The sequence below is a fragment of the Pollutibacter soli genome, from assembly GCA_029269725.1.
In the GTDB taxonomy this organism is placed as follows: Bacteria; Bacteroidota; Bacteroidia; order Chitinophagales; family Chitinophagaceae; genus Pollutibacter; species Pollutibacter soli.
On the sequence record JARJHS010000001.1, the window covers coordinates 953,546 to 969,208 of the forward strand.

Below are 15,663 nucleotides of genomic sequence, written 5' to 3' on the forward strand. Positions count from 1 at the left end.
TTTCCGGAATGAATCATGCCGGAGAACAGGTTGAAACGGATGGAAACGAAGCTTTCCTGGTTTTGAATGATGTTGGGGTGAGCGCTTATGGGAAAAAGATCCTGGATAAGATCTCTATGGAGATAAAGCCAGGTACACACTGGGCAATCATCGGCCCCAGTGGTTCGGGAAAAACAAGTCTGTTGCAGCTGCTTGCCGGGCAGCTTCATTTTAATGCCGGGACAGCTGCAGGAAAAGCCGGTAATGATTTCGGTACAAAAAAATGGTGGAAAATTTCAACCCTGGTGGATACCAAGCATGGATTCAAAACCAATGATGGTGTAACCGGGTTTTATTATCAGCAGCGATTCAATGCAGGTGATATTACTGATACGATCACTGTTGGAGAGTACCTCGGAAAATTAATGTACACACATGATGTTGATGAAAATGAAATCAATCACCTGAATGAATATCTCCAGACGGACAGGCTCAAAGAAAAATTATTGATTCAATTGTCGTCCGGCGAGACCAGGAGACTCCTGATCGCAGGTGCATTGCTGAAACATCCGAAACTATTGCTGCTTGACATGCCCATCACGGGGCTTGATACCGAAGGAAAAGCAGTATTCGACAAGTTGTTATTGGAACTGACCGAGAAAGGATGTACAGTAATAATAACGACAACCGCATCAGCAGTCCCGTTACATATCGGAGCTGTTGCCGTAATGAAAAATGGAAGCTTCGAAAAAGTATTTAACCGTAATGAATTCGAAAAATTCAGGATAACAATTAAAGAACAGTTTGTACCTGATGCCACTCAGTTGCATCATCTGCTTGCATCCGGAAGGAAAAGCTGTTTCAATCAGATCGCTTACATGCGAGATGTGGTGATTCGTTATGGCGATGCGGTGATTTTTAACGGACTGCACTGGAAGGTAAAACAGGGTGAGAAATGGGCACTCGTGGGCGAAAATGGTGCCGGGAAATCGACATTACTAAGCCTCATTAATGGGGATCATCCACAGGCATATGCCAATCACATTATTTTGTTCGACAGAAAACGTGGAACCGGAGAATCCATCTGGGATATAAAGAAAAACACGGGCTTTGTTTCAGCAGAATTGTACCAGTATTTCCCGTCAGATCAGACCTGTCTGCAAATCATCGAATCCGGTTTTTATGATACGATAGGTTTATTCCGGATGGAGCAGGCTGCACATTCCCCAAAAATAAAAGCATGGATGGAGTTGTTGCAGATTTACGGTTATGCGCGGCAGTTATTCAGGCAGGCGCCGGCCGGGGTGCAGCGAATGGTATTGTTGATACGGGCCCTGATCAAAAATCCACCACTGCTTTTGCTAGATGAGCCCGCACAGGGACTTGACGACGAACAGCAGCTTCAGTTGAAATCTATCATCACGGAAATAAGTTCAAATCCCGATATCACCTTGATTTATGTTACCCATCAATGGTCGGAACTGCCGGATGGGATACAAAAAGTAATCAGGCTTGCACGCGGTGTTCCTGAGGAGATTATGGGTTTTGAAGAATTCCGGGAAAAAGTTTAGGATGCTCCCGCAGATTTTGCTGACCGGCGCAGATCCGCATTACTTATTTTATCTGCGTATCTGCGAACATCCGCGGGAGTCAAAACCTCAAACAAGGCCCTGTTTCCCCTTCTACTCTAAACATTCAACTTTAAACAACTTACTTTTCCGCAGATTTACGAGGATCGAAAACCTTTTACTCAGCCGTCCCGGCGGGAAAAAAAATGCACACGCACACCCCGGATGTTTTTACTCTACACTTTCCGCCTTGAAGCTTAAATCCAGCTATTTGCTATACAAATCGCTGATTATTTTCCCCGAGAACTTCCCTGAGTAAACCCGCTGGTATTGGTTTTGCAGTGCGTTTGCCGAAAGAAAAAATTCGAGCGATTGCTGCCCTAAACAACAAATTGATATGCAGAACGGAACAATGTTTCAGTTTTTTCACTGGTATACGCCGGGTGGAGGAAAACTTTGGAAAGAAGTAGCAGAAAAAGCATCACACCTTGCCTCTCTTGGTATCACTTCTGTCTGGCTTCCGCCCGCATACAAAGCGAACGGCGGAGGATACAGTGTTGGATATGATGTTTATGACCTTTACGATCTTGGTGAATTTGACCAAAAAGGTACCGTTGCTACGAAATACGGTACGAAGGACGAATATCTGCATGCGATACAGGAACTGAAAAAGAACGGCATCCAGGTGCTGGCTGACATTGTGCTCAATCACAAAGCCGGTGGTGATGAAACTGAAATGGTCAATGCTGTAAAAATGGATCCGGGAAACCGCTTGCATCCTATTTCCGATCCGTACGAAATAGAAGCCTATACAAAATTCTATTTTCCAGGGCGCAAAGGAAAATATTCAGAATTCATCTGGGATCATCAGTGTTTTTCCGGTGTTGATTTCGATAAAAAAAATAATGAGACTGCCATTTTCAATATTCTGCAGGAATGGGGACACGATTGGGATGAAGTGATCGATGACGAAAAAGGGAATTACGATTACCTGATGTATAATGATATTGAGTTTCGTAATCCGGCGCTACGAGAAGAGTTGGACAAATGGGGAAAATGGTATGTTGACACCACCGATATCGATGGTTTCCGGCTGGATGCAATAAAACACATTTCACCAAGATTTTATCTTGAATGGCTTACTTATATACGCGAACAGACGGGTAAGGAACTATTTACTGTCGGTGAATACTGGGCGCCCGGCTTTTTGCACCTGCTTTTGAAATACCTGGAGGCTACGCAAAATGTCATGAGCCTTTTTGATTCGTCGCTTCATCATAATATTCATCGGGCTTCCAGGATGGGGAACAATTTCGATATGCGGACCATATTTGACGACACACTTGTATCTGTGCGTCCCGACAAAGCGGTTACATTGGTCGCTAACCATGATACTCAACCATTGCAGTCGCTGGAAGCACCGGTGGAACCGTGGTTCAAACCTATTGCTTACGCACTATTACTTCTTCGGGAAAAAGGTTACCCATGTGTATTTTACCCGGATCTTTTCGGATCTATCTATAAGGATAAAGGTAAGGATGGATATGAGTATGAGATTTTCATGAATATTGTGGATGGACTTGAAACGATGATAAAATTGCGTAAAGAAGCTGCCTATGGAATGCAGCGGGACTATTTCGACCATGCCAACTGTATTGGATGGACGCGTGAGGGGGATGATCAGCACAGCGGTTGTGCCGTAGTGTTATCTAACGGGGACGCAGGAACGAAATATATGGAAATCGGCGGTAGATACGCAGGTAAAACATTTATTGACATTCTCGGCAAACGCCCTGAAAAAGTGAAGATTGGCAATGACGGCTGGGCCGAGTTTTTTTGTCCGCCGGGAGGTGTGTCGGTTTGGGTCGAAGATATTCAACAGAAACCAGGCAGAAAGAGAAAGCACATTCAGTCAAAAAAATAGTGAAGCTCTAGTTTATTTGGAATATCAATCCCAGACATATTTTTCATTGAACTCAGTATTATAATTTTTTAAAAAATCGCGGAATTCGTCCTGGAATGTTTTTTTGGAATGATGTTGATACTGATTCTTAATATAATTTATGACTGTGTTAACCAGGGATGGGCTTACCGAGAATGCGCCATATCCGTTTTGCCAACAAAAGTTTTTAAGTGCTGGTGATTTTTGTTTCATCCATTTGGAGGAACTTGATTTCACTTTCTCCAAAAGATCAACCAATGTTATATTTTTTGATAACATACACAGTATGTGGATGTGATCGTAATACCCTCCTACCTGTAATGATTGACAATTTAACTGATTGCATGTGCCACCAAGATAATTGTATAGCTCCTCTTGGAATTCTGATTTGATCAAAGGTTGTCTGAATTTGGTACTGAAAACAATGTGAATATAATTTTGCACCAGAGATTGTCCCATAACAATGTTTTGTAATTGATCATAAAAATAACAGGCATTGGTCGTCAGGCCACGGTATAATCATCGTAGTCGGGACGTATTTTTCTGAAATATTGTCGGTGAAAAAACAGAGATCGTTTTCGCCAAGAATAATGATGGCAGATTGGGGTTAAAACGTGTTTCACGTTTACAGGGGCGATGGCGATGCCGCCCTGTCAGGGCTGGGACTATGTGTGAATTGCTGTCTATTGGATGTCGCCCTTTCAGGGCTGGGAGCAAAATGCTTGATCACTTCATCAGGTTTGGTAACTTCCTTTGCGGTTGTATTTATTAATCGAAAATAGAAGCCCCGAAAGGGCGACGTCCAACAGAAATGGATTAATCGAAAATAAAAGCCCGGAAGGGTGACATCCAACGAAATGGATGAATCGAAAATTGAAGCCCGGAAAGGGCGACATCCAACGAAATGGATGAATTGAAAATTGAAGCCCCGAAAGGGCGACGTCCAACAGAAATGGATTAATCGAAAATAAAAGCCCGGAAGGGTGACATCCAACGAAAGGGATGAATCGAAAATTGAAGCCCTGAAAGGGCGACGTCCAACAGAAATGGATTAATCGAAAATAAAAGCCCGGAAGGGTGACATCCAACGAAAGGGATGAATCGAAAATTGAAGCCCTGAAAGGGCGACATCCAACGAAATGGATGAATTGAAAATTGAAGCCCCGAAAGGGCGACGTCCAACAGAAATGGATTAATCGAAAATAAAAGCCCGGATGGGTGACATCCAACGAAAGGGATGAATTGAAAATTGAAGCCCTGAAAGGGCGACATCCAACGAAATGGATGAATCGAAAATTGAAGCCCTGAAAGGGCGACATCCAACGAAAGGGATGAATCGAAAATAGAAGCCCTGAAAGGGCGACATCCAACGAAAGGGATGAATTGAAAATTGAAGCCCTGAAAGGGCGACATCCAACGAAATGGATGAATCGAAAATTGAAGCCCTGAAAGGGCGACATCCAACGAAAGGGATGAATCGAAAATAGAAGCCCTGAAAGGGCGACATCCAACGAAAGGGATGAATTGAAAATTGAAGCCCCGAAAGGGCGACGTCCAACAGAAATGGATTAATCGAAAATAAAAGCCCGGAAGGGTGACATCCAACGAAAGGGATGAATCGAAAATTGAAGCCCTGAAAGGGCGACATCCAACGAAATGGATGAATTGAAAATTGAAGCCCCGAAAGGGCGACGTCCAACATAAATGGATTAATCGAAAATAAAAGCCCGGAAGGGTGACATCCAACGAAAGGGATGAATTGAAAATTGAGGCCCTGAAAGGGCGACATCCAACGAAATGGATGAATTGAAAATTGAAGCCCTGAAAGGGCGACATCCAACAGGCGATTGTTGATTGCTATAGACGAATTAAAAAATGATTATTTGTCCTTTCCATCAGTAAGCCAGGCTACATTAAATTTTTTCAATACCACTTTGAACTTACTGTAACCAACACCCTCCGATGAATCGCGGCGTTCGTATAAACAATAGATCGTACCATCTTTCCCGGCTGCCAGGTCAGAGTAACCTGATATACCGGGGAACAATGATTTTTTTACGGGCCATGTTTCACCTTCATCATAACTCATGAACGCGGTGATATTTTCACGCTTACGAAAGTTGTTTTTATTCACGACAGTCGTGTCATTTTTGGTGTCAGGATTAACAAACAATATTCTTGTCTTTCCTTTTGGCACGCCTGAAACACGTATCAGGCTTGCCATACAAACAGGATCATACAATTCAGGATCAAAAACCGGTTTAGTCCAGCCCGTCGCACCATCTTTACTGTAAGCAATCAAACGTTCATGGTTAACTGATTCTGTACGCATATTCAAAAGCACTCTTCCATCAGCAAGTTCGATGGCGACGTTTTCGCTGGGATTTACTACGCGGATTCCCTGCACGGTGTCACCGTTATTTACAACGATATCTCCCCTTTTCCAAGTTGCACCGTGATCGTCGCTATAAATAGTTGCGATGCAGGACGGTCGGTGATCGCCGCCTGGCCTTGATTTATCCGGTTCGCAAAGCCATACCGGAACAAGCAATCTGCCATTCTTTAATTGGATCGCATGACCAGGTCCGGGCGCAATTACTTTCCAATTGTAATCTTTACGGAAAGTTTCGAATACATAAGTTATATCAATGGGTTCAGACCATGTGTTTCCATCATCAGTCGATTTTATATAGTATGCATGATCATAATTGCGCTGGTACAAAAAATGAATAGTACCGTCTTTATCGACAATCGGGGTCGCGTTACTTGTCGGCGTATTCTTACTATCATGCTCCACAAGTGTTATCACATCACCCCAGGTTTTACCGCCGTCGGTGCTTCTGCGCAATAAAATATCAATCGCCGCCCAATCACCATGACCATTTAAACGACCTTCTGCAAATGCAAGAAGCGAACCTTTATTTGTCATCACCAATGCCGGAATTCTTACCGTCGCGAATTTCTCTCCCGGGTCAAAAACGAGGCTGGAGTCGGTGAACGCTTTTTGTGCAAAAGCCGACGTTCCGGTGACATATATAAGCAGGAAAAAAAGAAGGTAAAATGAGACCCGTTTCCATCTGGATGTCAAAAAGTTCATGGCGATCGTTTTTGGCTATATTATGTTGTTTTATACTTATGTAGTACATAATAAAATTAAGCCATAATTCGGGATTACCTAATTTTTTCGGAAAAAAGTGAGGAGCTGATTTCTTATTTTCTGTTTAACGTATAGCTGAATTCTGCATTACCCGGATAAAGATTACCTGTTGGATCGACGAAAAACAAAACATTCTCATCTCCCACCAGAAGCGTGAGATTTTTTCCATTTAATACATTATGCAGTGAGTACATCGGTTGCTCAATATTATTGTTGCGAATCGTTTCGCCCGACCAGGTTCCGGTGATATCTTTTTGTCTATTGAATGTTGATTGAAGAAGATAGGTTGTCGGCTTCAATGTTTTTGCATCGCGGTACAAAATAAGTTTCCATTTGAGTTTGAAACATTCAGCAGGAGGATTCAAACCAATATCGCTGGATATCTCACTGCAAGGTGTTCTACCGACATATGTAGTCGCAACATCTGGTATATCAGAAGCAGATCCGGATACAACTGTTTTGTTATCTGCGAAGCAAGTTATTGACACGGACAGCACCATTATTTGAAAGAGACTGCGCACAGAATACTTTTTTAAGAAGTTACGATATTAACCTGAAATTCCAAATTACCTGTTGATCATTACCACTATGAACATCGTTTTGTAATATAAAAAGCGCACCAAAGCAGTTGATCTTTGATACCTTTGTGCGCTTAATTCATTGTTATGCCGTGGTTCTTACTCGTTGTTGCAGGGTTATTTGAAGTTGCTTTTGCAGCCTGTCTTGGTAAAGCGAAACAATCCACGGGTTCAGCATCAGTTTACTGGTATGCCGGTTTTCTGGTATGCCTTACCGTGAGTATGGTTCTGCTTGTAAAGGCCACTCAGAAATTACCCATCGGCACTGCATATGCTGTGTGGACGGGCATCGGCGCTGTAGGTACCGCATTGGTAGGTATTTTATTCTTCAAAGAACCTGCAGATTTCTGGAGGATATTTTTTATTTGTACGTTGATTATGTCGATTGTCGGGTTGAAGTTTGTGAGTCATTGATAAGTGGGGAGTTAGAAGTAGGAAGGCAGGAGATTCAGTAAATAGTAAATAGTTTACTTTTAGTAAATAGTGTACTTTCCCGAAGGTTGTATTAATCTATCTCTGCGGTTAAATGCATCATGCACGTTGTTGTAAGCGTATTTTTTTGTAGCCAGTCGGCTCATAGCTCATCGATGTTGAATGTCCGTTTTGAACACCTCGTTTTCAGTTTTCAGTTTCAGTTCACAGTACATCTTCCCTAGTGCCTGCTGCCCGCTGCCTAAAAAATCTTATCTTAAACTTTCATCCAACATCGTTCACTTATGATACTACGATTCTGCCTTGCGTCGATCTTAGTCATTTCTTCATTGACTTCCATTGCACAAAATGATCAGCATCGTCCAAAAATTCATTTTACTCCGGAAAAAGGATGGATGAACGATCCCAATGGAATGGTATTTTACAAAGGAATTTACCACCTGTTTTACCAGCATTATCCGGATAGTACCGTATGGGGGCCCATGCATTGGGGACATGCTACTAGTACTGATCTGATTCGCTGGGAACGAAAACCGATTGCCATTTTTCCCGATACTTTAGGAATGATATTTTCCGGCAGCGCAGTGGTTGACAAAAGAAACAGTTCAGGATTTGGATCTGCTACTAATCCGCCGCTTGTCGCCATTTTTACAAGTCATAGCGCGGAAGCAGAAAAAAGTGGAAGCAATAGTTTCGAAAATCAGAGCCTGGCTTTTAGTACTGATGATGGGAAAACCTGGAGAAAATTTGCCGGCAATCCGGTGTTGAGAAGTCCGGGTATCCGCGACTTCCGCGACCCGAAAGTAATGTGGCATGAACCAAGTTCGAAGTGGATTATGGCATTGGCAGTAGTTGACAAAATTGAATTCTATTCATCCCCTGATCTCAAAAACTGGACACGCGAAAGTGAATATGGAAAAAACGCGGGCGCACACGGAGGAGTCTGGGAATGCCCGGACCTGTTTTCTTTAAAAGACGAAAATGGAAAAAATGTTTGGGTGCTGATTGTAAACATCAATCCCGGTGGTCCTAACAAAGGTTCGGCCACGCAATACTTTCTCGGAGATTTCGATGGTAAAAATTTCAAAGCATACGCTGATAGTACAAAATGGATCGATTATGGTCCGGACGAATATGCGGGAATTACATGGTCGAATACCGGCGACAGAAAAATTTTTATCGGATGGATGAGTAACTGGGATTACGCACAGGTGGTTCCTACGTTGAGATGGAGAAGTGCAGCAACTATCGCACGTGAGTTAAAATTGAAAAAGACAGGTTCAGAATTATATATCACTTCAACACCGGTAGATGAAATCGAAAAATATACATCCACTGCGGAAGTACATACGTTGAAACCAGGAGGAATGGACAAAATGAGTTTACCTTGTCGGATAAAAACAACCATTTCTGCAGAAAGTGATTTCAGTCTGTTGTTTGGTAATGAATCAGGTGAGAGCGTTGTAATTGGCTATGATAAAACAGCCAACCAGTTTTATATCGATCGTACCAAATCCGGTAAGTCGAATTTCAATGCAGGTTTTGCTGCTAAACACACAGTACCGCGTTTTGGAAACTCTTCGATGATAAATCTTGATGTGATTCTTGATGTAAGTTCTATCGAACTTTTTGCAGATGAAGGATTATCGACAATGACTTCTATCTTCTTTCCTACTAAAGATTATAACCGGATATATTTACCCCAGGCTAATCCATCAACAATGATCCATTATTTTAAACTGAAGCCCGTATTTTAAGGAAGTAGCAGGGTATATTGTCCAATGGCGAATTGTATAAGCGTTTAAATTCAAATCATTGGAACAGCAAACCGCAGAGGGAGCAGCCATGAATAACAGCCGAGGAACTGCGAGTTAAAATTTATTTTGATAACATCCGTAATGAATAAAACTGCTATCACAAGAGTAATTGTTTCTATCCAGGCAAATCTCCTTCAACAGCAACGCCGGCTGTTTCCTACTTACTACTTACTACTCACCCGTCTTCTGCCTACTGCCTGTTCAAAAACACAAACACTCCCTTCTTATTAGCAATAATAATATCCGGTTTCTTATCCTTATTGACATCATCAACAGCGATATTTAAACCGGCGCCTGAATCATTATCGATTTCATGTTCGATCCAGTAAGGAGCTTTCGTTGGAGTAGATTCAAACCAGATCAGGTAGGCAGGGTCGTTAGTGCCCGGATCATTGCTGTCGTGATGTGCAAGCCAGCGTTTTCCAACCACAAAGTCCGGTTGGCCGTCGCGGTTGAAATCGGCAAGGATATTCGAATGCGTCTGAGAAACTGTTTCACTGGCCGTTGTTCTGGCAAAATCAATATTACCGGAGGCATCGCGCGTTTGCTTAAACCACCAGATGCCAAGCCGATGCGCAGAAGCTGACACGACATCATTTAATCCATCATTATCTACATCGAGGATCAGCATATGCGAGCAATCCTCACCAAGATTGGCTTTATGGAAAACCCAGCCAGGTTGTTTAGGATCCTTAGGTCCTTCCCACCAGCCTTCTTTAATTACAATATCTTTTTTACCATCCATATTGATATCGCCATAGCCGATACCGTGGGAAAACCGATTAGTAGCGGGAGCAGCCGTATCACTGATCGGGTATCTTTTCCAGTTCGTTTGTCCTTTGCCGGGAGCTTTAAGCCATACAACCTGCCTCTTCGCCGGATCACCACAAAGAATATCCATTCTGCCATCACCATCGATATCAACAAAACCAGGCGACTCATTGGAAATACCCATGGAATCAGCAATCACATGTCTTACCCAATGGCCTGGTTTATTTTTTGGGTTCTCCAGCCAGTAAGATTTTAATCCGGGAAAATCAATCAGTACTACATCTGTCCAGCCATCATTATTGACATCCATTCCCAGATTGAGAAAAGAGTTACTGTATTCTTTTCTTGGATTGAACACACGAGACGGATATAACTCATGTCGCGTCCAGTTAGGCGCTTCAAACCAATAATATCCGGCAATGACATCCGTTTTCCCGTCTTTGTTTAAATCTCCGGTTGCCACACCCTCCGAAAGAAACTCATTGCTTAAAGTGATCTTTTCAAAATTGGATTTACTTCCTTTAACAGCCTGCGCATTAATATTATTCAGAGTACAGGATAAAATCAGTATCGACATTAATTTCAGCTTCATATGGACTGGTTAATTTTTTATCGTCAACAGATATGCAAGCAGATTGTTGAAATCCGTCTGCGGGATGGTATTTTCAAATTGATCCGGCATTAATGTCAGTACCGATGCCTTTCGTTCTTTAATATCTTTTTTGCTTACAGAGAACTCGTTTCCCAGGGCATCAGCGAAAACTATCGTCTCCCCTTCCTCACGTCTGAAGAGTCCGGACAATAGCTTTCCGTTTTTTAATGTGATGGAATAAGTTCTGAACGATTCAGAAATATTTCTGTTGGGATCAAGTATTTTCTCCGCAAGTGATTGTGCTCCCCATTTCCCCACTCCATTTAATTGTGGGCCGATCATTCCACCTTCGTTATTGATACTATGACATAACGCGCAGTTTTTCTGGAACACTGTCTTTCCAGCTTCAGGTGATGTATTGTTTTTCGCAGCATTAAAATCGGAAACGCGGCCGGTAATCATGCTCTGTTTTTCACGATTGATCTCAGCAACATTGGCAATTAAACTCTCATAAGTTGACTTTATTTTTTCGTCACTGTTAAGTAACATTCTTTCCTTCACCTGTGGTTGTGCGAGAATCCTCGGGTATATCTCTCCCTTTCGAACTTTATCGAAAACGATTTCCTTCCCACCATTCATCGATGCAAGGGACATAATCAAAGGCTGTTGCAGATCCGGAGGTGGTGCGTTCAGCCCACTTAATATTTTTAATGCCTGATCTCCGGGAAATTCTCCCAACAATGTCACCAAACGTCTTTTAAAATCAGGCTTTGCTTCAGCATTGTTCAGATTCTGTTGAACAAGACTCACATTACTGACATCCATTTTGACCAGTGCGCGCAGAGATTCTATCCTTATAAACTGATCTGCGAGCGTATCGTTTGCAGTTGCTATTACTGCAGGCGCAAGCTCACGGATATTATATTTACCTGCAAGCGAAACAGCAAACTGCCGCATGTCGAGATACTGATCTTTTTTTGCCTCTGTTGAAGTATCGGGATTTTTAAAATTCAGAATCTTCGATGCTACTTCTCTGCCCCATTGCGCCATATTCTCCGGCTCTTTACCTCCCCGTTGCGATATCCCTTTTTGAACAGCCGTATACACCGTCCAGTTGGCCTGCATACTTTCTCCACTTCTTGATCTTGCAAGGTCAACCACTTCTGTTGCCTGGTTTGGCAATGTAAATCGTGCGATGTGCGAAACTACTTTTGACAGTTCATCACCGGGGATCGCCTGTTTCTGCAAATAAGTATACATCAGTTCTCCTGATTCATTCGTTTGCACACCTACCAACACTGAGGCAAGCACTGCTGATTGTTCAGGTGTCCATGCTCTTGATGCCACCTGGTGCATAAGTTCAGGATGCCTGAGCATATTCCGCAAACTGAGCCGGATCGAATAGATCATGTGATTGTCAGTTTCGGGTACGCTTTGACGGAAGTCGATCAGCTTTTCGACAGACGCCATGTCAGGATATTGCTGAAGAATTTCCGTGGCGACCCGACGTACATGCGGATCCTGGTCTTCGAGGTTCACAAATGCAATTTCCTGCCAGACTTTATTGCTTTCATTTTTTCTTTCTGCAACAATCCGAAGCGCATGTAACCGCAACAACGCATCGGCATCACGGGTATACTGATTCAATACAGCACCATCAAGTGCGTCGATTCGTTGTAAGACCCATAATAACATCACCTTTTCCCTGACACTTGCCTGCGGCGAACTTAATTGCTTCAGTACAGTTGCTGAACATGGTTTGCCGATTCTGTCCGTCAGCTGATCAGCAGCCTTCATGCGAACCGTTATATTTTCTGCGTCGAGTGATTTTATAAGTTCTTCAGTGTTTGCTGTTGATAAATTGATTGAAGGACTGGTTTTGCCTTTGTAGGTTATTCTCCAGATTCTGCCTCTCACTTTATCCCTTTTCGGATGATCCAAAGGCACTTCGTAATGCCCGATAATACTGTTGTAAAAATCTGCGATGTACAACGCACCATCCGGGCCAAGTTTTATATCCACCGGACGAAACCACGGATCAGCACTCAACACAAAATTTTCTTCTTTCTTTCCTGCAGGGCTACTGCCATTAAACGAAAATGAATTTCTGTAGACACGACAGGAAACCGCATCACCTATGTAGAAATTTTTCTGGTAAGATTCCGGAAAAAGATTGTCGCCATAATAGGCAATTCCACAAAGTGCTGTTGCTTCGTCTTCCATAGGTTTCATATCCGGTGCGAATCCCATGTCCTCTTCCTTACCCCATTGATAATAGTCACCGCCTTTGATCAGCTGGTACAACGGTGAAGTATGACAATCGGTTGAATACAGATAACCGCGTTCGTCCCATGCCAGACCGAAGGGATTGATCCTTCCATGGGTCATATGTTCTACATGTTTTCCATCCGGACTAAAACGGAATGTATTACCCGAAATCATTCTTATCGAATCACCATCAGAACCGGCCACGGTAGAACGATTGGTATATCCATGACAGGCATGAATCCAACCATCATATCCGCGGATGAAATTGTTAACCATTCCATGTGTATCGCGATGTTGAAACGGGCCGATCAGTTTTTTCTGATGATCGGCTTTTCCGTCGTTATCACTATCCTCATAAAAGGTAAGATTGGGAATGCTGAATGCAAATGCTCCATCGCGATAAGGAAGAATTCCGATAGGAATATTCAACGTGTCTGAGAACACGCTGAATTTATCAGCGCGACCATCATGATTTGTGTCTTCCAGGATGGTGATACGATCCCGACCTTTTCCTGGCGTTGCGGGAAAAGGGTATTCATAAGATTGAGTAACCCACATGCGACCGCGTTCATCAAAAGTGATATTTATCGGCTTGCCGATATCCGGCTCAGATGCATACAGGCTGACTTCAAATCCTTCAGGTACTTTGAATCCCAGCCTCTCTTCTTCAGGTGTTCGCGCAGTTGTCGACCGGATATGTTCATTGAATTTTGGTCCGGAGTAAATAGTATCAACTCCGGCATTCGCCGCCACAGGTTTGTCAGCGGTGTTACATGCTGAAAGTACAAGCAGCGATAAGATGCAAATAGTTATATGGCAAAACCGGATGTTCATTGCAGACGGTATTAATTCTGGGTATCACAAATTAACACGGCAATACGTGTTGAACAAAGAAAAGAGGAAAATCAAGGTGGAGTTGTAAGTATTTTAGCCAGTTTCTCTTTTAAGTTTTCAATTCCGGGGCATAACATCAAACAGCAAAGCAAACAGCCAGGTGTTTCGCGAAGAAACAGCCCAGCCAGATCAACAACTATCACTGTGTTTGTAAAATTAATTTTTTGAACTTTGTATTTGCTTTCCGGGCTGTTTGCCTGGCTGCTTCTTTACGGTTTGACTTTCATTTGCTCTTGCACTCAAAACAGCTTTCAATTTATCTTTCGTTCTTCCAAAAAACAGTTTTAACCTATAATAAAAAGCTTGGCACTAAGCAACTATTCACTAATTCTCTTAGAATATAACTTGAAAATTTGCATTTGAAAATCAACTGTTTAAATTTTCAAATTATTTTGGAAAAAACATAGTGACCTCCTGCCTCCTCACTTAATTCGTCGTTCGCAACCCAGCTGTCAAAAGAAATTGGCCCAAGAGAAAAAATCTCTCAGGCCACCCTTCAACTTTAACCTTTAAATAAATATTTATTTAACCTGGTTGCTCAATGTAAATTCAGGAAGCGGTATCAGCTTTCCACCCTGCATAGCTGATTCATGTGCGAGAATACCCACGCAGGTGATATTGGCTGATTGCTTTGCATTCGGATAAGGCTCACGATTATCGCGCAGCGCAGATAAAAATTCATTCACCAGGTGCGGATGCGATCCACCATGACCAGAACCCTGAATAAAGGATAAGTGCTGGTTGCTGTCAGCATCATAAACGCCGCCGGTGGTGAAAGCCTGTATTTCTTCAGGCAGCAGGTGGGCATAATCAGGAACAGTTACACGTGATGGAACTTCACCTGTGTGGATCACAGAAGGTTCATGTTCAATCAACGTCCATTCGAAAGATTTTTTCGAGCCATATACATCAAAACTTTCACGATACTGACGCGCTGTATTGAACAATGATCGTGTTACTTCTGCAGAAAGATCTGAATCTTTGATTTTGATATGACAGCTTTCAATCGCGAATGGAGATCCGTATTTCGAAATCAGGTTATCATCAATTCTGCCGGAACCAAAACAGGAAACATATTCCGCATCGGATTTTGCGAGCGCAAGAACGGGGCCTACACAATGTGTTGCATAGTGCATGGGAGGAAGACCTTCCCAATAGCCGGGCCATCCTGCCATTTCCTGCTGATGTGAAGCGCGCAGGAACTGTATTTTTCCCAATTCACCTTTTTCTGCCATCTCTTTTACGAAAAGGAATTCGCGGCTATACACCACCGTTTCCATCATCATATAAGTCTTGCCTGATTCTTTTACCGCTTCTACAATCTGGCGGCACTCTTCTACGGAGGTTGCCATTGGTACTGTACAAGCTACATGTTTGCCGGCTTTCAAGGCTTTTATCGACTGCCATGCATGTTCCTGGATCGGGGTATTGATATGTACAGCGTCAATATCCGGATCTTTCAGCAACTCTTCAAAATCTGTATATCTTTTCTTTATTCCGAAAGCGTCACCAACCGCATTCATCTTTTCCGCATTACGCTGACAAATAGCCGCCATTTCAGCATCCTTATGCTTCTGGTAAATCGGAATAAATTCCGCACCAAAACCCAAACCGACAATTGCAACCCTGATTTTTTTACTCATATGTTTCGATTGTAGATATTTT

10 protein-coding genes are annotated in these 15,663 nt (G+C 42.7%); 4 read left to right on the forward strand and 6 right to left on the reverse strand.

Going from position 1 to position 15,663, the window contains the following annotated elements:
* The first annotated feature begins 8 nt into the window (after nucleotides 1-8).
* Complete coding sequence (locus P2W82_RS03940) at nucleotides 9-1,550, forward strand: ATP-binding cassette domain-containing protein (RefSeq protein ID WP_336514536.1); 1,542 nt, start codon at nucleotides 9-11, stop codon at nucleotides 1,548-1,550.
* Nucleotides 1,551-1,944: 394 nt separating this feature from the next.
* Entirely contained in the window at nucleotides 1,945-3,471 is a 1,527-nt protein-coding gene (locus P2W82_RS03945; protein ID WP_336514537.1) for an alpha-amylase, read from the forward strand.
* 24 nt (nucleotides 3,472-3,495) lie between these two features.
* On the opposite strand, the gene tnpA is transcribed toward P2W82_RS03945, so the two are convergent.
* The 3 genes from tnpA to P2W82_RS03955 all read right to left on the reverse strand — a co-directional run bounded on the left by tnpA (nucleotide 3,496) and on the right by P2W82_RS03955 (nucleotide 7,134).
* A complete protein-coding gene (gene tnpA / locus P2W82_RS24765; RefSeq protein WP_419555691.1) occupies nucleotides 3,496-3,948 on the reverse strand; it encodes an IS200/IS605 family transposase in 453 nt (150 codons plus the stop codon).
* Between the two features lie 1,420 nt (nucleotides 3,949-5,368).
* A complete protein-coding gene (locus P2W82_RS03950; RefSeq protein WP_336514538.1) occupies nucleotides 5,369-6,586 on the reverse strand; it encodes a sialidase family protein in 1,218 nt (405 codons plus the stop codon).
* 113 nt (nucleotides 6,587-6,699) lie between these two features.
* On the reverse strand, nucleotides 6,700-7,134 hold the full coding sequence (locus tag P2W82_RS03955; RefSeq protein ID WP_336514539.1) for a hypothetical protein: 435 nt from the start codon (nucleotides 7,132-7,134) through the stop codon (nucleotides 6,700-6,702).
* Between the two features lie 177 nt (nucleotides 7,135-7,311).
* On the opposite strand from P2W82_RS03955, the gene P2W82_RS03960 reads away from it, so the two are divergent.
* Nucleotides 7,312-7,638, forward strand: a complete 327-nt coding sequence (locus tag P2W82_RS03960; RefSeq protein WP_336514540.1) for a DMT family transporter — start codon at nucleotides 7,312-7,314, stop codon at nucleotides 7,636-7,638.
* Nucleotides 7,639-7,940: 302 nt separating this feature from the next.
* Nucleotides 7,941-9,413, forward strand: coding sequence for a glycoside hydrolase family 32 protein (locus P2W82_RS03965; protein WP_336514541.1), 1,473 nt, complete (start codon nucleotides 7,941-7,943; stop codon nucleotides 9,411-9,413).
* A 250-nt stretch (nucleotides 9,414-9,663) separates the two neighbouring features.
* On the opposite strand, the gene P2W82_RS03970 is transcribed toward P2W82_RS03965, so the two are convergent.
* From P2W82_RS03970 to P2W82_RS03980, 3 genes are all read right to left on the reverse strand, one after another.
* Complete coding sequence (locus P2W82_RS03970) at nucleotides 9,664-10,836, reverse strand: FG-GAP repeat domain-containing protein (RefSeq protein ID WP_336514542.1); 1,173 nt, start codon at nucleotides 10,834-10,836, stop codon at nucleotides 9,664-9,666.
* Nucleotides 10,837-10,845: 9 nt separating this feature from the next.
* Nucleotides 10,846-13,938 (reverse strand): PVC-type heme-binding CxxCH protein, encoded by a 3,093-nt coding sequence (locus P2W82_RS03975; RefSeq protein ID WP_336514543.1) that lies wholly within the window; start codon nucleotides 13,936-13,938, stop codon nucleotides 10,846-10,848.
* Between the two features lie 581 nt (nucleotides 13,939-14,519).
* A complete protein-coding gene (locus tag P2W82_RS03980) occupies nucleotides 14,520-15,641 on the reverse strand; it encodes a Gfo/Idh/MocA family protein (protein WP_336514544.1) in 1,122 nt (373 codons plus the stop codon).
* Nucleotides 15,642-15,663 lie beyond the last annotated feature (22 nt).